Raw genomic sequence first — 21795 nt, forward strand, 5'->3', positions numbered from 1 at the left:
AACGGCTCAGCACGCGCCGGGTACGGCTCGTGGCCGCGGTGGCCCGGTCGCGGGGGCCCGCAGGGTCTCCCGACCGGGACACGGGCAACGGCTCAGCACGCGCCGGGTACGGCTCGTGGCCGCGGTGTCGTCCGGTAGGACGACAGATGACACCGCCGGGCTCGGTGCGGGGGGTCACCGAGCCCGGCGGTGGGCCTGTAGGAGGAACAAGCGGATCAGTCGTCGCCGCCGCGGCCCCGGCCGCGACCCTGTCCGTCGTCGTCACCACCGGAGTCGTCGACCCGGTCGTCGGAGTCGTCCGACCCGGAGCTCGAGGACGCCGGGGAGGACGACCAGCTGGAGTCTTCCGGCTCGTTCTCGTCCGTGCGCACTCTCTCGTCGAAGAACGACGGGGTGCCGCCCACGCAGACGACGTGCACCTCGACCTCCTGGGTGGCGCTCTCGAACTCCACCTCCCCGTGCTGGTCCTGGTCGTCGAGCCACCAGCCGACGGCGGGGGCGGACGCGACCTGGAGGCGGCCGCCGTCGCAGGAGGCGTGGATCGTGCCGCCGACCGTTGCGTACTCACCCGAGGCCGGCCCCGCGACGGGCAGCTGCGGCGACGGGGCGGGCGGGGTCACGTCGTCCGGGGCGGGCGGGGGCGCCGTCACGGACTCGGTGGCCGCGATCGGCTGGGTCCCCGGCGACACCTCGGCGTCGACGAGGGACACGGCGAGGAACCCGAGGCCGACGGCCGAAGCCGCCGACGCGGTCCAGAGGGCTGCGAAGGCAACGGTTCGCTTCATGCCGCATACGCTCTCGCCACGTCGGTCAAGGCCACGCCAAGAACATGACAAGCGCGGCCTCCGCGCTCATCCCCCCGACTTGGGGAGACCCCTGAGCAGCCCGGCGACGTCAGCATCTGCGGTATGGCCCACCTCCTCGTGGTGGAGGACGACGAGCGCATCCGCACCGCTCTCATCCGCGCGCTGCGCGACCGCGGCCACGCCGTGAGCTCGGCCCGCACCGCCCTGTCCGGCCTGCAGGTCGCCGTGGAGGAGCGACCCGACCTCGTCGTCCTGGACCTGGGGCTGCCCGACCTCGACGGCACGGAGCTGCTGCGGATGCTCCGTGCGGTGTCGGCCGTGCCGGTCATCGTCGCCACCGCGCGGGACGACGACGGCAGCGTCGTCCAGGCCCTCGACGCCGGCGCCGACGACTACGTGGTCAAGCCCTTCTCCTCCGGTCAGCTCGAGGCCCGGATCCGCGCCGTGCTCCGCCGGGCCGCCGGCGCCGACTCCGGCCCGGTGGCGGTGACGGTCGGCGAGCTGACCGTCGACCCGCGCAGCCGCCGGGTGACCTGCGCGGGCCGGCCGGTCGACCTCTCCCCCAAGGAGTTCGACCTGCTGGCCTACCTGGCGGCCCGCGCCGGCGCCGTCGTCTCGAAGCGGGAGCTGCTCACCGAGGTGTGGCAGCTCCCCTACGGCGGGTCGGACCGGACCGTCGACGTCCACCTGTCCTGGCTGCGGCGCAAGCTCGGCGAGTCCGCCGCCGAGTCGGGGCTGCTGCAGACCGTCCGCGGGGTCGGCGTCCGCCTGGCCGAGCCCCAGCCGTGAGGCGCCGGATCACCCTGCTGGTGGCGGCGACGACGTCGGTCGTGCTGCTGGCCTTCCTGCTGCCGGCATCCTCCCTGGTGGCGCGGGTCGCCGAGTCGCGTGCGCTGGACGCCGCCCGCGTCCAGCTGCAGTTGCTCGTGCCCAGCGTGGGTCTCGACCCGCGCGAGGAGGTCGCCGCCGGCCCGGCCGGCCGGCCCGACGGGCGCCGCCTGGCGGTGCGGTGGAGCGACGGGACGTGGCTCGGCGCCGAGGGGGTGCTCGGGGACGCCCCGGCACCGGCCGGCGCGGAGCAGCGCGAGACCGAGGAGGGCACCTACCTGCTGCAGCCGGTCCGCCGGGAGGGCGGGACGGCGGTGCTCGAGGTGTTCGTCCCGGTGGCCGAGCTACGCGCCGGGGTGACCGGGACCCGGCTGGTGCTGGCGGGGCTCGGGCTGGTCCTGCTGCTGCTCGCCCTGGTGGTCGCCGACCGGGTGGCCCGCTCGCTCACCCGGCCGGTCACCGACCTGGCGACGACGGCACACCGGCTGGGCGGCGGCGACCTGTCGGCTCGCGTCACCCCCGCCGGGCCGGCGGAGGTGCGCGAGGTCGGTGCAGCGGTCAACCGGCTGGCCGGCCGGATCGGCGAGCTGCTGGCCGACGAGCGCGAGGCCGCGGCCGACCTCGCCCACCGGCTGCGCACGCCGCTGACCGCCCTGCGGCTGGACGTCGAGGCACTGCCGGCGGGCGAGCGCGAGCGCCTCGTGGGTGACGTCGACGCGCTCAGCCGCGGCGTCGACGAGGTCATCGCCGAGGCCCGGCGCACCGTGCGCGAGGGATTGGGCGCCGGGTGCGACGCGGCGGCGGTGGTCGGCGAGCGGGTGCGCTTCTGGTCGGTGCTGGCCGAGGAGGAACTCCGCCCGATCGCCGTCGACGTCCCCGCGGGGCCGCTCCCGGTGCGGGTCGCCGGCGCCGACCTCGGTGCGGCCGTCGACGCGCTCCTGGGCAACGTCTTCGCGCACACCCCCGAGGGCACCGGGATGCACGTGGCCGTCCGTCCCCGGGACGGCGGCGGAGCGCTGGTGACGGTGCGCGACGACGGCCCTGGGTTGCCGGTCGCCGCCGTGGCCCGCGGTCACAGCAGCGGCGGCTCGACCGGCCTGGGGCTGGACATCGCTCGCCGCACCGCGGAGGGCTCCGGCGGCCGGCTCCAGGTGGCCTCCGCCCCCGGCGGCACCGCCGTCACGCTGGAGCTGGCTCCGCCGCTCTGACACGAGGACACCGTCGTCCTACCGGACGACACCGCTCTGACACCGTCGTCCTACCGGACGACACCGCTCGCCACGTGCCGTCCCCCGGCTGCGACGAGCCGCTGCCCGTGTCCCCGGCAGGAGGCCTCCGGCCCCCGCACCGGGTCCACCACTAACTGATCAGATGGCCGCGCAGGACGATCAGTCGCGGGCGGGCGAGGGTGTCGAGGTCGGTGCGCGGGTCGGTGTCGTAGACGACCAGGTCGGCCGGCGCGCCCTCCTCGATGCAGGGCAGCCCCAGCCACGACCGCGCCGACCAGGAGGCCGCCGCCAGCGCCGCCTCGGCCGGGAGCCCGGCTGCGTGCAGCGCGCGCACCTCGTCGGCGATCCGGCCGTGGTCGATGCCGCCCCCGGCGTCGGTGCCGGCGAACACCGGCACGCCGGCCTCGTACGCCGCCCGGACGACCGCACCCGACGACGCGTACAGCCGCCGCATGGTGCTCGCGTACTCCGGGAACTTCTTCTCCCCCGCCGCCGCGAAGCCGGGGAAGTTCTCGACGTTGACCAGCGTCGGGACGACGGCGGTGCCGCGGCCGGCCATCTCCCCGACGAGGTCCTCGGTCAGCCCTGTGCCGTGCTCGATGCAGTCGATGCCGGCCCGGATCAGGTCGGGCAGCGCGTCGGTGCCGAAGGTGTGCGCGGTGACCCGGGCCCCCTCCTCGTGGGCGGCGGCGATCGCGGCGGCCACGACGTCACCGGGCCACTCCGGCGCCAGGTCTCCGACGCCGCGGTCGATCCAGTCGCCCACCAGTTTCACCCAGCCGTCGCCGCGGCGGGCCTGCGCGCGGACCTCGTCGACCAGTGCCTCGGGCTCGATCTCGACGGCGAGGCCGGGGATGTAGCGCCGGGTGCGGGCGATGTGCCGGCCGGCCCGGACGATCCGTGGCAGGTCCGGCTCGTCGTCCAGGGCGCGGGTGTCGACCGGGGAGCCGCAGTCGCGCAGCGCCAGCACCCCGGCGTCGCGCTCGGCGAGGGCCTGCTCGCGGAGTTCGACGAGGTCCTCGACGAGCACGCCGCCGCGGCCGATGCCGACGTGGCAGTGCGCGTCGACCAGGCCCGGGACGAGCCAGCCGTCGCGGGAGACGGTCTCCGCCCCCGGGACGGGCTCGAAGGTGATCCGCCCGTCGCGGATCCAGAGGTTCCGGTGCTCGCCCTCGGGCAGCGCCACACCGGCGAGGTGCATCGACGGCGCGCTCACCGGGAGCCGCGAGCCGACGCCGTCGGGAGCATCGCAGGAAGCGCCAGCGACCGGGGAGCGCATCGGGGGCGGAGGCGAGCCCGTGTCACCGCCGCTCGTCCCCGGACTGGTCGAACCGCAGCTTGGTCAGATCGGGCAGTCCCTGCCCCGGCGGCAACCCGGGCATGCCCCCGGGCATCCCGCCGCCCGGGAACCCGCCGCCGAAGGGGTTGCCCGCGCCAGGAGGCAGGACCGGGGCGCCGGCGGGCCGGCGGGCGGGGCCGCCACCCTTCTTGGCGGCGCTGCCCTTCCCCTTGCCCTTCTTGCCCTTCTTCGACTGGGCCTGCATCTGCCGCCCGCGGGCCTTCTTCGACATCGGACCCATGCCGGGCAGGCCCATGCTGCCGGCCATCTGTCCCATCATCTTCTGGGCCTGGGCGAAGCGCTCCAGCAGCTGGTTGACCTGGGTGACGGTGACGCCCGAGCCGTTGGCGATGCGTACCCGGCGCGACGAGTTGATGATCTTGGAGTTGACCCGCTCCTCCGGCGTCATCGAACGGATGATCGCCGCGGTGCGGTCCAGGTCGCGGTCGTCGACCTGCGCGAGCTGCTCCTTCATCGCCCCCGCGCCGGGCAGCATGCCCAGCAGGTTGGCGATCGGGCCCATCTTGCGGATGGCCATCATCTGCTCGAGGAAGTCCTCGAGGGTGAAGCCCTCGCGGGAGACGAGCTTGCCGGCCATCTTCTCGGCCTGCTCGGCGTCGAAGGCCTGCTCCGCCTGCTCGATGAGGGTGAGCACGTCGCCCATCCCGAGGATGCGCGAGGCCATCCGCTCGGGGTGGAAGACGTCGAACTCGGTGAGCTTCTCGCCGGTGGAGGCGAACATGATCGGCTGGCCGGTCACGTAACGGACCGACAGCGCGGCACCACCGCGGGCGTCGCCGTCGAGCTTGGTGAGGACGACGCCGGAGAAGCCCACGCCGTCGCGGAAGGCCTCGGCGGTGGTGACGGCGTCCTGGCCGATCATCGCGTCGACGACGAACAGCGTCTCGTCGGGCCGGACGGCGTCGCGGATGCCGGCGGCCTGTGCCATGAGCTCGGCGTCGATGCCCAGCCGGCCGGCGGTGTCGACGACGACGACGTCGTGCATGGTGCGTCGCGCGTGCTCGATCGATTCGGCGGCCACACGGATGGGGTCGCCGACGCCGTTGCCCGGCTCCGGCGCGAAGACGTCGACCCCGGCCTGGCCGGCGACGATCGACAGCTGGTTGACCGCGTTGGGCCGCTGCAGGTCGGCGGCGACCAGCAGCGGGGTGTGCCCCTGGGCCTTGAGCCAGCGGCCGAGCTTGCCGGCGAGGGTGGTCTTGCCGGAGCCCTGCAGACCGGCGAGCATGATCACCGTGGGCGACTGCTTGGCGTAGCGCAGCCGCCGGGTCTCGCCGCCGAGGATGTCGATGAGCTCCTCGTTGACGATCTTGATGACCTGCTGGGCGGGGTTGAGCGCCTGGGACACCTCGGCCCCGCGCGCCCGCTCCTTGACGGCGTTGACGAACGCCCGCACCACCGGCAGCGCGACGTCGGCCTCGAGCAGCGCGATGCGGATCTCGCGCGCGGTGGCGTCGATGTCGGCGTCGGTGAGCCGGCCCTTGCCGCGCAGGCCGCTGAAGACCTTGTCCAGGCGGTCGGAGAGGGTCTCGAACACAGCACGTCCTCGCAGAACTCGCGGGCGCGGCCGGCCGGTCGCTCCGACCGGCTGCTCGGCCTCCGGCGTCCGGGGGAGCCCCGGGGCCGTCGCGCCACCTGACTCCCAGGGTATCGAGGGGAGTCCTTCTTCAGGCGGCGCGGCGGGCGGATACGGCCACGGAGCCCACCGGGGCGGCGGTGACCACGGCCGTTCCGCAGTCGGCACAGGCCCACTCGGGGCACTCCTCGCCGTCCTCGGTGTGCCCGTCGACGCACGGCGGCTGGACGAACTCCCGGTCGTCGCCGCAGGACGGGCAGCCCCAGACCCTGCTCTCTGCCGTGGCGACCTCGATGGACCGGCCAGTCATGCGGTGTGCCTCCTCCGGCTCCGTCGGGACCGTTCCGTCCCGCTCCGCCTGGACCGTGGCACGGGGGTACGACAGAACCGCGGACCTCAGCCCGGCGTGTCCCCCCGCCCGGCCACCGGGTCGGACGCCGCACCGCGGACGGCGGCGACCAGCGCGGCCTCGACCCGCGACCGCTGATCGGCCGCGATGGGGTTCCCGGAGGGATTGCAGACGTAGAAGTGGTCGGCGGCGTCGGCGCCGAAGGTCTCGATCCGCGCCGAGGTGACGGCCAGGCCCTCGGTCGCCAGGGCCGCGGTCAGCCGGTAGAGCAGCCCGGCCCGGTCCCCCGCCCGGACCTCGACGATCCCGGTCGCGTCCCCGGTCACCTCGCCGTTGTGCCAGGAGATCCGCGGCGGGGTCGCTCGGACGGCGTCCTGCCGGTAGTCGGCCTCGCGCTGCCGCAGCCGGTCGGCCAGCGGCAGCGTCCCCTCGAGGGCCGCGCGCACGGCGTCGGCCAGGATGGAGGCGACCGGCGCCCGCCCGAATCGCGGCCGGACGGCGAAGACGGCGGTGGCCCGGCCCCCGACGACGTTCACCTTCGCGGCCCGCACGTCGAGCTGGTTGAGCGCCAGCACCCCCGCCAGCTGGCTGAACAGGCCGTGCCGATCGGGGGCGACGATGGTCACCTGCTGGCCGTCGGCGACGTCCTCCACCCCCACGGAGATGCCGGTCGAGGCGTCGGTGGAGTCGTCCGTGCTCACCTGCGGCCGGCCGGGGTGCAGCACCGGCTCGGGCTCGGGCACCGGGGTGCCGCCGAGCCGGGCCTGCACCCGGGCGACCAGCGCAGCGACCAGGTGCGCCTTCCACGGTGACCACGCCGAGGAGCTCGTCGCCGCGCCGTCGGCCTGGGCCAGGGCGTGCAGCAGGTGCAGCAACGCCGGGTCCTGCCCGATGGTGGCGGCCACCCGGTCGACGGTGGCCGAGTCGTCGATGTCGCGCCGGGTGGCGGTGTCGGGCAGGAGCAGGTGGTGGCGCACCATCGCGGCCAGCGTGGCGACGTCGGGCTCGGAGAAGCCCATCCGGGTCGCGATCCGCGCCGCGATCGGCTCGCCGACCTCGCTGTGGTCGCCGGGCCGGCCCTTGCCGATGTCGTGCAGCAGCGCGCCGACGAGCAGCAGGTCGGGCCGGCCGACGTCCCGGGTCAGCTCCGCGGCGGCCGCCGCGGCCTCCACCAGGTGCCGGTCGACGGTGAACCGGTGCCAGGGATGGCGCTGCGGCAGCGAGCGGATCCGGTCCCACTCGGGCAGCAGCCGGGACAGCAGCCCCTCCTGGTCCAGCTGCTCGAGGACCGCCACCGCGGGCCGGCCACTGGCCAGCAGCCGCAGGAACGACCAGCGGACCTCCGACGGCCAGGGCTCCGGCAGCGGCGGTGAGTGCACCGCGAGCACCTTGAGCGTGTACGGGGACAGCAGCAGGTCGGCCCGGGCGGCGGCGGCCGCGCCGCGCAGCACCAGGCCGGGGTCGGCGGCGGGGCGGGCGTCGCGGGCGAGCACGACCTCGTCGCCCTGGCGCACCACGCCTTCGGCGAGCGGCTCGCGGCGAACCCGGCGGTACCGGCCCCGGGGACGGCGGACCAGTGCGGCCTCCACCCGACGCCAGGTCTCGTCGGCGACGAAGCCCAGCCGGCGCCCGGCGAGGCTCACCTCTCGCAGCAGGGCGTCCTCGTCCGGCAGACCGAGCGCGACGGCCACCGGCCGCTGCTCCTGGCGCACCAGGACGTCGGTCGGCCGGCCCGAGCGCCGACGCAACTCGTCGCGGACGTCGAGCAGGAACGCGTAGGCCTCCTCGGCCTCGGCGGTGGGCTCGTCGGCCAGCTGGGCGGCGGCGACCGCGCGCAGCACCTGCCCCTCCCGGAGGGCGCCGTAGGCCTCCTTGAGGTCGGGCTCGAGGAGGAAGGCCAGCTCGCCGAGCTGCCGGGCGCGCCCGCGGCGCAGGTCGCGCAGCTGGGGCAGCAGCCGGGACGCCGACTGCCGCCAGCTGGCCAGGGTCGCGGAACGGAGCGCGGCCGCGAGGCCGGCGTCCCCCGCCACGCAGCGGGCGTCGAGCAGCCCGAGGCCGGCCCTGACGTCGGCCGAGGCGACGGCGACGGCCTCGGGGACCGTGCGCACCGAGTGGTCCAGCCGCAGCCCGGCGTCCCAGACGGGGTACCAGACCGCGTCGGCGAGCGCCGCGATCTCCGGCCGGCCGTCGTGCACCAGCACCAGGTCCACGTCGCCGTGGGGCGGGGGCTCCCGGCGGCCGAGGCTGCCGACGGCCACCAGCGCGACGCCCTGCAGGCCGACCGGCGGCGGTGCCCCGCGCCGGGGCCGGGGGCGCGGGGTGCCGGTCACGGCCTCGGCCAGCAGCTCGGCGAGCCACGCGTCGAGCGCCGCCGTCCGCTCGAACCGGGTCAGGCCGGCCAGCGCCTCGAGGTCGGGCACGTCCTCTCCCTCGGGTGAAGTACCAGGTGGGAACCACCGCGCGAGATCTGCACACTCGTGGCCTTCCGGGGCCGGAATCGCCCGAGTGTGCAGATCTCGCGGTGGCCCTACAGGGCGTCGGAGCCGCGCTCGCCGGTACGGACGCGGACGATCTCGTCGATCGTCGTCACCCAGACCTTCCCGTCGCCGATCTGCCCGGTGGAGGCGGCCTCGACGATGGCGTCGACGACGCGGGCGGCGTCGAACTCGCTGACGACGACCTCGATGCGGACCTTGGGCACGAAGTCCACCTGGTACTCCGCACCGCGGTAGACCTCGGTGTGGCCACGCTGACGGCCGAAGCCCTGGACCTCGCTGACGGTGAGCCCGGCGATGCCGATCAGCTCGAGGGCGTTCTTGACGTCGTCGAGCTTGAACGGCTTGACGATGGCGGTGACGAGCTTCACGCCCGGCTCCCTTCGGTGGTGACGTTGACGCTCCGGGCCCTGTCGTCGCCCGCCGGGTCCTGCGGCACGGCGTGCGCCTGGGCACCCAGTGTCGCAGCGCCACCACCACCGCCGAGCGAGGCGAGGTCGTACCCCGTCTCGGCGTGGACGGCGCCGTCGATGCCGCTGACCTCGTGCTCCTCGGCGACCCGGAAGCGCATGGTCCTGGCGATGACGACGCCGATCCCCAGCGTGAGGACGAAGGAGTAGACCAGCACCACCCCGGCTCCCAGCGCCTGGCGCCACAGCTGGTCGACGCCGCCGCCGTAGAAGAGACCGTCGACGCCGGCCGTGGTGGCCGAGGAGGCGAACAGGCCGACCGCGAGGGTGCCCCACACGCCGCCGACGAGGTGCACGCCGACCACGTCGAGCGAGTCGTCGTAGCCGAGCCGGTACTTCAGCCCGACGGCGAGGGCGCAGACGACGCCCGCGATGAAGCCGACGAGGATCGCGCCGAGCGGGGTCACCGAGGAGGCCGCCGGGGTGATCGCGACCAGGCCGGCGACGACGCCGGAGGCCGCCCCCAGCGAGGTGGCGTGGCCGTCGCGGAGCTTCTCCATAAGCAGCCAGCCGAGGGTGGCCGCACCGGTGGCGACGAGGGTGGTGACGAAGACCTCGGCGGCCTGGCCGTTGGCGGCCAGCGCGGAGCCGGCGTTGAAACCGAACCAGCCGAACCACAGGATGCCGGCGCCGAGCATGACCAGCGGCAGGTTGTGCGGCCGCATCGGGTCACGGCCGAACCCGCGCCGCCTGCCCAGCACCAGCGCCAGCGCCAGGCCCGCTGCGCCGGCGTTGATGTGCACCGCGGTGCCGCCGGCGAAATCGATGGCCAGCAGGTCGTTGGCGATCCAGCCGCCGGTCTCGGACTCCGCGCCGTCGAAGGCGAACACCCAGTGCGCGACCGGGAAGTAGACCAGCGTCGCCCAGACGCCGGCGAAGGCCATCCACGGGCCGAAGCGGGCGCGGTCGGCGATGGCGCCGGAGATCAGCGCGACGGTGAGGATGGCGAACATCGCCTGGAAGGCGACGAAGGCCATCGAGGGGACCGTGAAGACCAGGTTCTCGGGCTGGAAGCCGCCGTCCAGGCCGCTGGTGCCCAGCAGCGAGGAGAGCCCGAAGAACTCGAACGGGTTCCCCAGCAGGCCGCCGCCGAGGTCGTCGCCGAAGGCCATGGAATAGCCGTAGAGCACCCACAGCACGCTGACCAGCGCGAGCGCGCCGAAGCTCATCATCATCATGTTGAGGACGCTCTTCGCGCGGACCATGCCGCCGTAGAAGAGCGCCAGACCGGGGGTCATGAACAGCACCAGGGCGGCGCTGGCCAGGACCCATGCGGTGTCGCCGGTGTCCACGGCAACCTCCTGTCGGATCGGGGTGGCCCGGCGCGGGGCGCGGGCCACGGGGGCGGGGCCGGGACGCGGGGACGCCGGGCCGAGAGGCTCGAGCCGTCCCCCTCCGGGGAGGGGCGACGTGGCGATCACCGTGCCGTCGACAGGTTTCGGCGACCGGCACGCCGCTGTTTCCGGGCGGTGAACTCCTGCCGCGGGTCCGTGCGCCGTGTTCCAGCCGTGTTGCGGCGCCGCGCCGTCGCGTTCCGTCGCGCCTTGTTGCAAGAGACATGCAACTGCGAGCCGTGTGCAATAAGGTCGCCGACAGTCGCCCGCCGCACGGCAGGGCACAGCCGCCGAGGAGGCAGCGTGCACGTACCCGACGGGTTCCTCGACGTCCAGACGTCCGCGGCCACGGCCGCGGTGGCCGCCGGTGGCGTGGCCCTCGCCCTGCGCGGCGCCCGGCGCGAGCTCGACGAGCGGACCGCTCCCCTGGCCGGCCTCACCGCCGCCTTCGTCTTCGCGGTGCAGATGGTCAACTTCCCCGTCGGCGCGGGCACCAGCGGCCACCTCATGGGCGGGGTCCTCGCCGCCGTCCTGGTCGGCCCGTGGACGGCGATCCTCTGCATGACCGTCGTCCTGATGGTCCAGGCCCTGTTGTTCGCCGACGGAGGGCTGACCGCCCTGGGTACCAACGTGACGCTGCTCGGCCTGGTCGCGGTGGCGGTGGGCTGGGCGGTGTTCCGCCTGCTAGCCGCCGTCCTTCCCCGGTCACGCGGTGGCGTGCTGGCCGCGGCCGGCATGGGCGCGTTCGTGTCGGTGCCGGTGGCGGCCCTCGCCTTCGTGGGCCTGTTCGCGGTCGGCGGGGTCGCCGACGTACCCCTGGGCACGGTCGCCATGGCCATGGGCGGAGTGCACGTCCTCATCGGTCTCGGCGAGGCGGCGATCACCGTCGCGGTCGCCGGTGCCGTGCTCGCCGTCCGACCCGACCTGGTGTACGGCGCCCGCGCACTGCGCCGGGCCGCCCTGCTGGCCGAGCGGCCCGCCTCGGTGCCGGCGGGTGCCCAGTGAGCCGCCGGAACCGCACGCTCTGGGTGGTGGCGCTGGTCGTCGCCCTGTTCATCGCCGGGGTGGCGAGCTGGTACGCCAGCTCCTCCCCCGACGGGCTGGAGTGGGCCGCGGAGCAGGCCGGCTTCCTGGACACGGCCGAGGACAGCGCCGTCGCCGGTTCGCCCCTCGCCGACTACCAGCTCAACGGTGAGGACAGCCGCCTGTCGGGCGGTGTGGCGGGGGTCGTCGGCGTCATCGCCGTCCTCGGGGTCGCCGGGAGCCTGACCTGGGCACTGCGCCGCCGCGGCCGCGACGCCGTGACCCACGACGCCATGACCGCGAAGGACTGACGTGGGAGCCGGGCACGGCGGCGTCCTCGGCGCCGCCTACCTCGCCGGGGACAGCCCGGTGCACCGGATGGAGCCGCACCTGAAGCTGGTCGCGGTGCTCGGCTTCGCGCTCGTCGTGGTGGCCACGCCGGTCGATGCGGCCTGGGCGTGGGCCGCCTACGGCGGCTACCTGGCGCTCGTGCTGGGGGCTGCCGCGGTGGCCGGCGTCGGGCCGGGCCGGCTGGGCCGGGGGCTGGCGATCGAGGTGCCGTTCGTGCTGTTCGCCCTGCTGCTGCCGTTCGTCGCGCAGGGGCCGCGGGTGGAGGTCGCCGGCATCGCGGTCTCCGAGAGCGGCCTCGTCGCCGCCGGCGGCCTGCTCGCGAAGGCGACGCTGTCGGTGCTCGCGGCCGTCGTGCTCGCCGCGACCACCGAGCCCCGGGCGCTGCTGCAGGGACTCGAGCGCCTGCGGCTGCCCTCGCTCCTCGTCCAGATCCTGATGTTCATGATCCGGTACGCCGACGTCGTCGGCGGCGAGCTGAAGCGGATGCGGGTGGCCCGGGAATCCCGCGGGTTCGAGGGCCGCAACCTCTCCGCGCTGCGCGTGCTGGGCCCGGCCGCGGGGTCGCTCTTCGTCCGCTCCTACGAGCGGGGCGAGCGGGTGCACCTGGCGATGCTGTCGCGCGGCTACACGGGCCGGATGCCGGGCGGACCGGCCGCGGCGGTGCCCGTGCAGGCGTGGCTCACCGCCCTCGTCCTCCCGCTGGGCGCCGCCGCCGTCCTGGCGTCCGGTCTGATGTTCGGGTGACCACCCCCGCACGGGAGGCGCCCTCCCTGCTCGTCGAGGACCTCGCCTTCGCCTACCCCGACGGGCACCAGGCGCTGTACGGCGTCGACCTGCGGGTCCAGCGCGGGGAACGCGTCGCGCTGCTCGGGCCCAACGGCGCCGGCAAGACGACGCTGGTGCTGCACCTCAACGGCATCCTGACCGGCGGGCGCGGCAGCGTGCACGTCGCCGGGCTGCCGGTCGACCGGCGGAACCTGCAGGAGATCCGGCGGCGGGTCGGCATCGTGTTCCAGGACCCCGACGACCAGCTCTTCATGCCCACCGTCGGCGAGGACGTCGCCTTCGGCCCGCGCAATCTGGGGCTGCCCGAGGCCGAGGTGCGGGCGCGGGTGGCCGCTGCGCTGGCACAGGTCGGCATGGCCGGGGCCGCCGACCGGCCGCCGCACCACCTCTCCTTCGGCCAGCGCCGGCGGGCCGCGGTCGCCACGGTGCTGTCGATGCACCCCGAGGTCCTGGTGCTCGACGAGCCGTCGTCGAACCTCGACCCGGCCGGACGGCGCGAGCTGGCCGAGGTGCTGGAGTCGCTGCCGGCGACCATGCTGATGGTCACCCACGACCTGCCCTACGCCCTGCAGCTGTGCCCACGCTCGATCGTCCTGGACGGCGGGGTGGTGGTGGCCGACGGACCGACCCGGGAGCTGCTCGCCGACCCCGACCTGCTCGCCCGCCACCGGCTGGAGCTGCCCTACGGGTTCGACCCCACCCGAACTTGAGGCCCCGGCCCCGTCCAGAGGCTCGCCGCGAGCCTGCGAGCGGCGAGGAGGACGGGGTCCTTCTAGTCGGCCCCGCCGACGAGTGCCTCGGCGAACGCCTCCGGCTCGAACGGTGCCAGGTCGTCGGCCCCCTCCCCCAGCCCGATGAGCTTGACCGGGATGCCCAGTTCCCGCTGCACGGAGACCACGATGCCGCCCTTGGCGGTGCCGTCGAGCTTGGTGAGGACGACGCCCGTCACCGCCACCGCCTCGGTGAACACGCGGGCCTGGACGACGCCGTTCTGTCCGGTCGTGGCGTCGAGGACCAGCAGCACCTCGGTCACCGGTGAGACCTTCTCCACGACCCGCTTGATCTTGCCCAGCTCGTCCATGAGACCGCCCTTGGTGTGCAGCCGGCCGGCGGTGTCGACGACGACCGTGTCCACCTCGCCCTCGGCCCCGGTGCGCGCGGCCTCGAAGGCGACCGACGCCGGATCGGCGCCCTCGCGGCCGCGGACGGTGAGGACGCCGACCCGCTCGCCCCAGGTCTCCAGCTGGTCGGCGGCGGCGGCGCGGAAGGTGTCGGCGGCGCCCAGGACGACGCTCTTGCCGTCTCCGACGAGCACGCGGGCGATCTTGCCCACCGTCGTCGTCTTGCCCGCGCCGTTGACGCCGACGACGAGCACGACGCCCGGCAGCCCGCCGTGCCGGTCGACGCCGAGCGAGCGGTCGAGGTCGGGGCCGAGGACGGTCGTCAGCTCCCGGACCAGCAGCTGGCGCAGTTCCACGCCCGAGGCGGTGGCCAGCACCATGGACTGGGTGCGCAGCCGGTCGACGATCTGCTGGGTGGCCGCGACGCCGACGTCCGCGGCGAGGAGGGTCTCCTCGACCTCCTCCCAGTCGTCCTCGGTGAGCTGCTCGCGCGCCAGCACGGTGAGCAGGCCACGGCCCAGCGAGGACTGGGAGCGGGCCAGCCGCGAGCGCAGCCGGGTCAGCCGGCCGGCCGACGGCGGCGGGGTCTCGAAGACCAGCCCCGGCTCCGGCTCGGCCGGAGGCAGCACGACCTCCGGCGGCGCCTCGGGCGAGACGGCGTCCGGCTCGGCCGTCGTCCCCTGCCCGCTGGCCGTCGCCCCCGACGGCCGCGGGGGGGCCTCCGTCGGGGCGGGCGGACGCGGCCGGGTCAGCGTGGTCCCGGCGGCGGCGTCGTCGTCCAGACGGGTGGTCCGCCGGCCGCGGCCGACGAGCAGGCTGACCCCGAGGACCAGGCCGACGAGCAGGATCGCGATAGCGATCAGCACGAACTCCATGGCCCTCAGTCTCCCAGCACCCGGGAACAGGGTTCGTGCGCAACCCGTGCCCGTGGGCCAGGCTGGTGAGCATGCCGCTGCCCGGCCGGGAGAGACCGGTCCTCCTCCTCGGTCCCCTGCTCCGGCACGTCGACCCGGTCTCGGCCACCGTCTGGGTGGAGACCGACCGGCCCTGCGAGGTCGAGGTGCTCGGCCGCCGCGCCCGCACCTTCACCGTCGGCGGCCACTCCTACGCGCTGGTCGTCGTCGAGGGGCTGACGCCGGGAAGCGTCACGCCCTACGAGGTCCACCTCGACGGCGAGCGCGTCTGGCCCGTCGCCGGGTCGCCGTTCCCGCCCAGCCGCATCCGCACGCCGGGCCGGCCCGGCTCCTTCCGCGTGGCCTTCGGCTCCTGTCGCTACGCCACCCCGAGTACGGTCGACGCCTCGGCGGGCATCCCGCCCGACGCGCTGGACACCTACGCCGCGCGGCTGGCCGGGCAGCCGGAGGACGAGTGGCCCGACGCGCTGGTGCTGCTCGGGGACCAGGTCTACGCCGACGAGCTGACGCCGGCGACCCGCGACTGGCTCTCGCTGCGCCGGCAGCAGCCGGCCCCCGCCGACGCCCAGGTCGACGACTTCGAGGAGTACACCCGGCTCTACGCCGAGTCCTGGAGCGACCCCCAGGTGCGCTGGCTGCTGTCGACCGTCCCGTCGTCGATGATCTTCGACGACCACGAGATGATCGACGACTGGAACACCTCGGCCGCCTGGCGCCGCGAGGCCACCGGCCGGGACTGGTGGACCCGCCGGATCTGCGGCGGGCTGGTCAGCTACTGGGTGTACCAGCACCTGGGCAACCTCAGCCCGCAGGAGCTGGCGGAGAACGCGACCTGGCAGGCGGTCCTCGAACACCCCGGTGACGCCGAACCGGTGCTGCAGGCGATGGCCGAGGCCGCCGACACCGACCCCCGGTCGATCCGCTGGAGCTTCGTCCGGCACTGGGGCGAGGCGCGGATGATCATGGTCGACAGCCGGGCCGGCCGGGTCCTGGACGAGTCCGCCCGCGGAATGCTCGACGACGACGAGTTCGCCTGGGTGGAGGCGGCGATGCGCCGCGCCGTGGACGAGGGCGTCGAGCACCTGGTCCTCGGCACCTCGCTGCCCTGGCTGCTGCCGCACGCGATCCACGAGATGGAGCGGTGGAACGAGACGCTCATCCGGCGCCACCTCGGCCGGCCGGTCGGCTGGGTGTCGGAGAAGCTCCGCCAGGCCGCCGACCTCGAGCACTGGGCCGCCTTCGGTGACTCCTTCGAGCGGCTGGGCCGGGCCCTGCTGGCGGTGGCCCGCGGCGAGCACGGCCGGGCGCCGGCGACGGCACTGGTGCTCTCCGGCGACGTCCACCACGCCTACGCCGCCGAGCTGGTGCAGCCCGACGGTCTGGCCACCCGGGTGCACCAGCTGACCGTGTCCCCGCTCCACAACCAGGCGCCGCATCCGATCCGGGTGGGCTTCCGGGTCGGCTGGAGCCGCCATGCCCGCCGGCTCGCCGCGGGAATGGCGCGGCTGGCCCGGGTGCGCCCCTCCGAGCTGGACTGGACCAAGCGCGCCGGGCCGTACTTCGGCAACCAGCTCGGCGAGCTGGTCCTGCACGACCGGCAGGCCCGCTTCCGGCTGTTCGTGAGCGACCGCGACGGCGCGGGGCAGGAGCGGCTCCGACTGGTCGCGGACCTGCCGCTCTCCGACCCGGTCGCCGCGGAGGTGACAGGCTGACGGGGTGACGGACGCCCTGGGCAGAAGACCCGCCCCCGGCCCCGACCAGCCGCCGGTCCCCGTCCGGCTGGTCACGTTCAACACCCATCACGGCGTCGGGGACGACGGCCGTCACGACCTGCCGCGCCTGGCCACGGTGCTGGCGGCCGCGGACGCCGACGTCATCTGCCTGCAGGAGGTGGACCGGCACTTCGGCGGCCGCAGCGAGGACGTCGACCAGGCGCTGCTGCTGTCCCGGGCGCTGGACATGCAGCTGGCGTGGGGGCCGGCGATCGACGAGCCGCGCCGGGAGAAGGGGCCGCGCCGGCAGTACGGCAACGCGCTGTTGTCCCGGTTGCCGATCCTTGTCAGCGACGTCCACCCGCTGCCCGGCGACGGCGAGCCACGCAGCGCGCTGCGCACCATGGTGGAGCTCGACGGCGCCGCGCTCTGGGTGACGACCACCCACCTGTCCACCCGCTCGGCCGAGGAGCGTGCCGCACAGGCGGCCGCGATCGCGCGGCTGCACACCGCGCCGATGGAGACCGGCGTCCTCGTCGGTGACTTCAACGCCGATCCCGGCGCTCCGGAGCTGGCCGCGCTGCGCGAGGGGTTCACCGACGCGTGGGAGCTGGCGCCCGACCGCGACGACCAGGCCGGCTGGCGGTTCTGGCACCACCGGCACGGCGAGACGCACCCGGCCCGCCGTCCGCACCGGCGGATCGACCAGGTCTGGGTCTCCCCCGGCGTCGGTGTGGCCCGCGCCCATGTGCTGGATGCCGCCGGCGCGTCGGACCACCTGCCGCTGGCCGTGGACCTGGAGGTGCAGTCGGGCGTCTGAAGAACGACCCTTCCTAGGCGCGTCCCCGCGCGCACCCGGGGACGCCGTGGATGGAGCCCGGATCAGAGGAGAACGAGCTCAAGGCGTCGCTGATCGCCCGGAGCAGGTCGGGTTCCTGGTCGTCGTAGAAGTACCCGATGGTGCTGTAGACGGCCTCGCGGGGGACGGTCGTGATGTTGTCACAGCTGATCACGCTGTCGTGGTCGAGGCCGTTGCGGATACCCACAAGCACCTCACTGGGGATACCGCGGACAGTGCTGGCGATCGGCGCCACGGTCACCCGGGACAAGTACGACAGCTTCGAGTGACGGGTGAGAATGAGAGCCGGTCGTCGCTTGTCCAACTGAACCGAGGCGATGGTCCGCATCAGTCGAGCGGCAGGTGCGGCAGGTCCTTCATGCCCTCGAACTCGGGGTAGACCGGCTCTCCCCGCTCAGCCAGTTCGCTCAGCGTGGCGTCCTCGGCTCTATACCGCTGCGCCCGCTGGATGTAGGCGATCCCGCGACGGACGGCGTCCGAACGACTGGCTGCACGTCCGGCCCGGACCTCGGCGTCGAGCGCAGCCAGCTCGTCATCGTCTAGGCGAATGGCAATCTGGGTGCTCATGCAGGGGAGCGTAGGTCGCCGGTCAACCAGCTGGTATGCAGCTGTTGCGCGCCATCTCCTCGGCCAAGGCCCGCGCCCCTTCCGCGCGACCACCTCGCCCCGCGGTCCACTCCGCCCTGCTGCAGGGCCTGCAGGTGGATCGCTCACCGACATGCTGGCAACTGTCCCGCGCCGGAGGTCGTCGCGGCCACAGCCGCGATCATCGACGACCTCGCGCACGGGCGTGCGACCGGTAAGGACCTCGGCGTCCGCAACGTCAGCGGTGACCTGACCGGCATCGCTCGGACCAAGTTCGACGTCGCCGGCCAGCGGCTTCAGCGCTTTCGGCCGTCGTACCGCCAGCTCGACGACTCCAACCGCGAGATCGTCGCCGTCGGTGTCCGCGAAGAGCATGCCATCTACCGGCCTCTCGGGCACCGCCCAGCACGCGCTGAGGGCGGCCAGCAGCGCCGCGGGGACGTTGACCAGCAGCACCCAGCGCCATCCCGAGGTCGCGGTGAGGAGCGCTCCGGCCGGGATGCCGACCGAGCTCGCCGTGGACCACCAGCCCAGCGCTCGGGTGCGGGCGGGTCCCTCGGGGAAAGCCGCCACGAGGAGAGCGAGTGCGGTCGGGGGCCATCAGCGCCGCGCCGATGCCCTGGATGGCGCGGCCGCCGATGAGGACGGCGGTGTCCCCGGCCAGGCCGGCGAGCAGCGCGCCGGCGGCGAACAGCAGCAGGCCGGTCACCAGGACGCGGCGCCGGCCGTACAGGTCGCCCAGCCGACCACCGAGGAGCAGGAACCCGCCGAAGCACAGGAGGTAGGCGGTGACCCCCCTGCAGGAGCAGGCAGCCTCCGACGGCGACCTCGGCACCGTCCGGCGAGCCCACGTCGCTGCGCTGGACCACGCGGCCCTGTACGCCACCGGCGGCCGCTACGCCTGGAGCTGGCCCGACAGCGACGCTCCGTTGGACCGGCCTCTGTGGCCGCTCGCGGTGCAGGCCGTGGAACTGCTGCGCTCGGCATCCCTGGACCGGCTCCGGCAGTGCGGTCACTGCCGCTGGCTGTTCCTCGACACCAGCAGGAACGGCAGCCGCCGCTCGTGCAGCATGGCCGCCTGCGGCTCGATCATGAAGATGCGCCGCTACCGCGCCGTCCACCGGTCCTCGTGAGCCGGAGCTGGCGGCGTCGTCACCTACCCCCCGCCTGAGGCACGGTGTCGGGCACCGATGTCGAACAGCGCGGCGAGCGCGACCTCGATCGCCGGCGGTCGCGGTGCGGGAAGCGCCGCGACCTGGACGCGCCGGATGCCGGGCTCGTCGGCCAGTGGGCGGACGACCACGTCGTGCCGGCCGACCAGGACGGTGAGCTCGTGGGTGAGCGCGACACCACGGCCGGCCGCCCCCAGGGCCCGGGTCTCCACCGGCTCGTCGCCGCGCCCGGCCAGCAGCACCGGCGGACGGACGCCGGCACGGAGGCTTGGGCGGCGGCCGACAGCGTGGTCGACGCTGCACTCAACGCCCAAGGCGTCGCGCTGGAGCACCGCTACCGGCGGCCGATGCTCTCCGAGCTGCACGCCGCCCAGGACATCGGACTGGTCCTCGGCGCGAGCGTCGCGGCGGCGGCCGCCGCCCTCGACATCCCGTTGGGAGCGCACCTCGGCACCGTCGCCGCGCTGGGGCTGGCCGCGGGAGAGGCCGCGACCCGGTTCCTGGTGCGCGAACCCGGTGAGGACAGCGGGAGACCGCCGCGGCGGGCGCGGCCGCGACCGCGCGGGCGACTGCTGCTGGTCGGTGCCATCGCCTTCTGCGTCTTCTCATCGACGGCGCGCCACCACACGGGCGCCCAGACCACCGCGGCCGAGAGCCCGGATACCCGGTCGCCGCTGCAGCCGCGCGCGGCCGCGCCTGCAAGTCTGGCTGCGCTACCACCGCGAGGGAGCCGAACAGGGCGGCGAGCAAGAGCAGCGCGGCGGTCGGCACTGGCCACCCGTCAGCGGCAGGGGCCAGCGCGGTGCACAGCGAAACGACCACGCCAGGGCCCGACGAGCGACGGCGCCTGGCCATCGATGGCCGGCAAGAAGCGGTCACCGGCGACAGCGGGCCCGGTGGACGACTCCGGACCTGTGTCCCGCAGGGGATCCTCTTGCGACACAGTCAGAATTCGAGCACCGCACCTCACTCGCCGACCGTGCCGTCCACGAGCTCGCGGACGATGTCAAGGTGGCCCACGTGTCGGGCGTACTCCTGCACGAGGTGCAGCAGCACCCGCTCGAGCGTCGCCGGCTCAGCGCCGTCCCACCGCTCACCCGGCTGCCCCACCTCGTCGAGTTCGTGCGCGAGCACGACCGCGCGGGTCCGCTCGGCCTGCTGCCGCAGGCTTGCGAGCAGGTGCTCCACCGTCTCCGACGGCGCCACGAACCAGCAGCCGTCCTGCTGATCGCCCCAGGGCTCGGCGACAGCCTCACCCTCGAACCCCCAGACCAGCCAGCGCCGCTCGACGAACGCCAGGTGCTTGAGCAGTTGCAGCGGCGTCCACCCGGACGGCAGCCGGCTGGCGCGCAGCTCTGCCGGGGGCAGGCCGTCGAGCTTGGCCACGAGCGCCGACCGGAAGTACGCCAGGTACCCGAGCAAGACCTCGGCCCGAGACGGGTACTGGACGGTCGGGCTCGGGAACGGCAAGCTCACCGGCCCACTCGCCCGTCGATACGCCCGTCGATCAGGTTGGCGTGTCCCATGCCCCGCACGCCGTCGGCGGGATTCACGAACACGTCAGCTATACCGGGCACCGGACCATCCTGGTACGCAAAGCCGTGCAGGCGCACTGGCAGGACGGGCCGGCGTCGGTAGATCAGGGTGGCCAGCTCGTCCTCCCCGGGCTCGACGTGCCCGCCAGGTAGGTCCCACACGTTCGGATGGCGACGCCCGCTGGCCCGCAGCCTCGCCGACGACGCGGCCGGCTACTCCGACATGCCAGGCGTCGGCATCAGGCGGGTTCGGCCTCGCGCAGGCGCTGGCTGATGACGCCGGTGATGCCGTCGCCGCGCATGCTCACGCCGTAGAGCGTGTCGGCGATCTCCATCGTGCGCTTCTGGTGCGTGATGACGATCAACTGCGACGTCGAGCGCAGCTGCTCGACCAGGGTGAGCAGCCGGCCGAGGTTGACGTCGTCGAGCGCGGCCTCGACCTCGTCGAGCACGTAGAAGGGCGAGGGCCGGGCCCGGAAGATCGCCACGAGCAGCGCGACGGCGGTCAGCGAGCGCTCCCCACCGGACAACAGCGAGAGCCGCTTGACCTTCTTGCCGGGCGGGCGGGCCTCGACCTCGACGCCGGTGGTGAGCATGTTCTCGGGGTCGGTGAGGTGCAGCCGGCCGTGCCCGCCCGGGAAGAGGACGGCGAAGACCTGCTCGAACTCCCGCTGCACGTCGGCGAAGGCCGAGGCGAAGACGTCGTGGATGCGCCCGTCGACCTCCCGGACGACGGTGAGCAGGTCGCGGCGGGTGGCCTTGAGATCCTCGAGCTGGGTGGCCAGGAAGCCGTGCCGCTCCTCAAGCGCCGCGAACTCCTCGAGCGCCAGCGGGTTGACCTTGCCGAGCGTTGCCAGGTCGCGCTCGGCCTTGGCGGCCCGGCGCTCCTGCGCGGCGCGGTCGTAGGGCACCGGGGCGGGCTCGGGCTCGCCCGCGTCCTGCGCGGCGGCGACCTGCGCCGGGGTGGGCGGCACCGGGGCGGCCGGGCCGTACTCGGCGAGCAGGGTGGGCAGGTCGACGCCGTACTCCTCGGCGGCCCGGCCCTCCAGGGCCTCGATGCGGTAGCGCTGCTCGGCGCGGGCCACCTCGTCGCGGTGCACCTCGTCGGTCAGCCGCTCCAGCTCGGCCGTCGCCGACCGGACGGCGGCGCGTACCTCGAGCAGCTCGGCCTCGCGGGCCGTGCGCACGCGGGCCAGCTCGTCGCGCTCGGCGGAGGCCCGCTCCAGGGACGACGCCAGCGCGGTCAGCGCCGCCTCCGCGCCGGCTCGCACCCGCTCGGCCACCCGCGCA

General features: G+C 74.6%; 22 protein-coding genes and 1 pseudogene. 9 read left to right on the plus strand and 14 right to left on the minus strand.

The window, feature by feature from the left end:
• Nucleotides 1-215: 215 nt before the first annotated feature.
• Nucleotides 216-785, minus strand: coding sequence for a hypothetical protein (locus E4P41_RS17005; RefSeq protein WP_135142452.1), 570 nt, complete (start codon nucleotides 783-785; stop codon nucleotides 216-218).
• 123 nt (nucleotides 786-908) lie between these two features.
• Between E4P41_RS17005 and E4P41_RS17010 the strand changes: the two genes are divergently transcribed.
• Together E4P41_RS17010 and E4P41_RS17015 are read left to right on the plus strand one after the other, a co-directional pair.
• On the plus strand, nucleotides 909-1595 hold the full coding sequence (locus E4P41_RS17010; RefSeq protein WP_135142453.1) for a response regulator transcription factor: 687 nt from the start codon (nucleotides 909-911) through the stop codon (nucleotides 1593-1595).
• A complete protein-coding gene (locus E4P41_RS17015; protein WP_135142454.1) occupies nucleotides 1592-2842 on the plus strand; it encodes a HAMP domain-containing sensor histidine kinase in 1251 nt (416 codons plus the stop codon). Before E4P41_RS17010 ends, E4P41_RS17015 begins: the two co-directional genes overlap by 4 nt.
• Nucleotides 2843-2993: 151 nt before the next feature.
• Here the strand turns inward: E4P41_RS17015 and E4P41_RS17020 are convergent, their stop codons facing one another.
• From E4P41_RS17020 to E4P41_RS17045, 6 genes are all read right to left on the minus strand, one after another.
• Nucleotides 2994-4079, minus strand: a complete 1086-nt coding sequence (locus tag E4P41_RS17020) for an amidohydrolase family protein (RefSeq protein WP_245177434.1) — start codon at nucleotides 4077-4079, stop codon at nucleotides 2994-2996.
• A gap of 85 nt (nucleotides 4080-4164) precedes the next feature.
• Nucleotides 4165-5760 (minus strand): signal recognition particle protein, encoded by a 1596-nt coding sequence (gene ffh / locus E4P41_RS17025; RefSeq protein ID WP_135142455.1) that lies wholly within the window; start codon nucleotides 5758-5760, stop codon nucleotides 4165-4167.
• 130 nt (nucleotides 5761-5890) lie between these two features.
• Complete coding sequence (locus E4P41_RS17030) at nucleotides 5891-6109, minus strand: hypothetical protein (RefSeq protein WP_135142456.1); 219 nt, start codon at nucleotides 6107-6109, stop codon at nucleotides 5891-5893.
• A gap of 86 nt (nucleotides 6110-6195) precedes the next feature.
• Nucleotides 6196-8568: a [protein-PII] uridylyltransferase gene (locus E4P41_RS17035; protein WP_135142457.1), complete on the minus strand. Its 2373-nt coding sequence runs from the start codon at nucleotides 8566-8568 to the stop codon at nucleotides 6196-6198.
• A 107-nt stretch (nucleotides 8569-8675) separates the two neighbouring features.
• The gene (locus E4P41_RS17040) at nucleotides 8676-9014 is read right to left on the minus strand and encodes a P-II family nitrogen regulator (protein WP_135142458.1); all 339 of its coding nucleotides are present in this window, start codon (nucleotides 9012-9014) and stop codon (nucleotides 8676-8678) included.
• Nucleotides 9011-10405 (minus strand): ammonium transporter, encoded by a 1395-nt coding sequence (locus E4P41_RS17045; RefSeq protein ID WP_135142459.1) that lies wholly within the window; start codon nucleotides 10403-10405, stop codon nucleotides 9011-9013. Before E4P41_RS17045 ends, E4P41_RS17040 begins: the two co-directional genes overlap by 4 nt.
• A gap of 345 nt (nucleotides 10406-10750) precedes the next feature.
• On the opposite strand from E4P41_RS17045, the gene E4P41_RS17050 reads away from it, so the two are divergent.
• From E4P41_RS17050 to E4P41_RS17060, 4 genes are read left to right on the plus strand one after another with little or no spacing between them, the layout of a single operon-like run.
• A complete protein-coding gene (locus tag E4P41_RS17050; RefSeq protein WP_167761139.1) occupies nucleotides 10751-11452 on the plus strand; it encodes an energy-coupling factor ABC transporter permease in 702 nt (233 codons plus the stop codon).
• Nucleotides 11449-11781, plus strand: coding sequence for a PDGLE domain-containing protein (locus E4P41_RS22275; RefSeq protein ID WP_167761140.1), 333 nt, complete (start codon nucleotides 11449-11451; stop codon nucleotides 11779-11781). The genes E4P41_RS17050 and E4P41_RS22275 overlap by 4 nt, the downstream gene beginning before the upstream one ends.
• Nucleotide 11782: 1 nt before the next feature.
• A complete protein-coding gene (gene cbiQ, locus E4P41_RS17055; protein ID WP_135142460.1) occupies nucleotides 11783-12565 on the plus strand; it encodes a cobalt ECF transporter T component CbiQ in 783 nt (260 codons plus the stop codon).
• The gene (locus E4P41_RS17060) at nucleotides 12562-13317 is read left to right on the plus strand and encodes an ABC transporter ATP-binding protein (protein ID WP_209307769.1); all 756 of its coding nucleotides are present in this window, start codon (nucleotides 12562-12564) and stop codon (nucleotides 13315-13317) included. Before cbiQ ends, E4P41_RS17060 begins: the two co-directional genes overlap by 4 nt.
• Before the next feature lie 62 nt (nucleotides 13318-13379).
• On the opposite strand, the gene ftsY is transcribed toward E4P41_RS17060, so the two are convergent.
• Complete coding sequence (ftsY, locus tag E4P41_RS17065; protein ID WP_135142461.1) at nucleotides 13380-14603, minus strand: signal recognition particle-docking protein FtsY; 1224 nt, start codon at nucleotides 14601-14603, stop codon at nucleotides 13380-13382.
• 71 nt (nucleotides 14604-14674) lie between these two features.
• Between ftsY and E4P41_RS17070 the strand changes: the two genes are divergently transcribed.
• Both E4P41_RS17070 and E4P41_RS17075 read left to right on the plus strand, forming a co-directional pair.
• Nucleotides 14675-16354, plus strand: coding sequence for an alkaline phosphatase D family protein (locus E4P41_RS17070; protein ID WP_135142462.1), 1680 nt, complete (start codon nucleotides 14675-14677; stop codon nucleotides 16352-16354).
• 4 nt (nucleotides 16355-16358) lie between these two features.
• Nucleotides 16359-17174, plus strand: coding sequence for an endonuclease/exonuclease/phosphatase family protein (locus E4P41_RS17075; protein ID WP_135142463.1), 816 nt, complete (start codon nucleotides 16359-16361; stop codon nucleotides 17172-17174).
• A gap of 13 nt (nucleotides 17175-17187) precedes the next feature.
• Here the strand turns inward: E4P41_RS17075 and E4P41_RS17080 are convergent, their stop codons facing one another.
• From E4P41_RS17080 to E4P41_RS23810, 3 genes and pseudogenes are all read right to left on the minus strand, one after another.
• On the minus strand, nucleotides 17188-17541 hold the full coding sequence (locus E4P41_RS17080; RefSeq protein WP_135142464.1) for a type II toxin-antitoxin system PemK/MazF family toxin: 354 nt from the start codon (nucleotides 17539-17541) through the stop codon (nucleotides 17188-17190).
• Nucleotides 17541-18173, minus strand: a complete 633-nt coding sequence (locus tag E4P41_RS17085; RefSeq protein ID WP_135142470.1) for a ribbon-helix-helix domain-containing protein — start codon at nucleotides 18171-18173, stop codon at nucleotides 17541-17543. The genes E4P41_RS17080 and E4P41_RS17085 overlap by 1 nt, the downstream gene beginning before the upstream one ends.
• Nucleotides 18162-18380: pseudogene (locus E4P41_RS23810) on the minus strand (MFS transporter); the annotation flags it as partial. The pseudogene E4P41_RS23810 and the gene E4P41_RS17085, both read right to left, overlap by 12 nt.
• A 206-nt stretch (nucleotides 18381-18586) precedes the next feature.
• Between E4P41_RS23810 and E4P41_RS22760 the strand changes: the two are divergent.
• Nucleotides 18587-18931, plus strand: a complete 345-nt coding sequence (locus E4P41_RS22760; protein ID WP_135142465.1) for a CGNR zinc finger domain-containing protein — start codon at nucleotides 18587-18589, stop codon at nucleotides 18929-18931.
• Between the two features lie 23 nt (nucleotides 18932-18954).
• Here the strand turns inward: E4P41_RS22760 and E4P41_RS17100 are convergent, their stop codons facing one another.
• The 3 genes from E4P41_RS17100 to E4P41_RS17110 all read right to left on the minus strand — a co-directional run.
• On the minus strand, nucleotides 18955-19212 hold the full coding sequence (locus tag E4P41_RS17100; protein ID WP_135142466.1) for a hypothetical protein: 258 nt from the start codon (nucleotides 19210-19212) through the stop codon (nucleotides 18955-18957).
• A gap of 724 nt (nucleotides 19213-19936) precedes the next feature.
• Nucleotides 19937-20446, minus strand: a complete 510-nt coding sequence (locus E4P41_RS17105) for a DinB family protein (RefSeq protein ID WP_135142467.1) — start codon at nucleotides 20444-20446, stop codon at nucleotides 19937-19939.
• A 298-nt stretch (nucleotides 20447-20744) separates the two neighbouring features.
• Nucleotides 20745-21795: AAA family ATPase (locus E4P41_RS17110; RefSeq protein WP_167761142.1), on the minus strand; the 1051-nt coding region annotated here is incomplete at its 5' end.

The sequence above is a fragment of the Geodermatophilus sp. DF01-2 genome, assembly GCF_004571065.1.
GTDB lineage: Bacteria > Actinomycetota > Actinomycetes > Mycobacteriales > Geodermatophilaceae > Geodermatophilus.

Coding starts and splice junctions, on each gene's coding strand:
- E4P41_RS17080 (WP_135142464.1), bottom strand. CDS start 17,541: ATGCGGACCATCGCCTCGGTTCAGTTGGACAAGCGACGACCGGCTCTC.
- E4P41_RS17085 (WP_135142470.1), bottom strand. CDS start 18,173: ATGCTCTTCGCGGACACCGACGGCGACGATCTCGCGGTTGGAGTCGTC.
- ftsY (WP_135142461.1), bottom strand. CDS start 14,603: ATGGAGTTCGTGCTGATCGCTATCGCGATCCTGCTCGTCGGCCTGGTC.
- E4P41_RS17070 (WP_135142462.1), top strand. CDS start 14,675: ATGCCGCTGCCCGGCCGGGAGAGACCGGTCCTCCTCCTCGGTCCCCTG.
- E4P41_RS17005 (WP_135142452.1), bottom strand. CDS start 785: ATGAAGCGAACCGTTGCCTTCGCAGCCCTCTGGACCGCGTCGGCGGCT.
- E4P41_RS17010 (WP_135142453.1), top strand. CDS start 909: ATGGCCCACCTCCTCGTGGTGGAGGACGACGAGCGCATCCGCACCGCT.
- E4P41_RS17030 (WP_135142456.1), bottom strand. CDS start 6,109: ATGACTGGCCGGTCCATCGAGGTCGCCACGGCAGAGAGCAGGGTCTGG.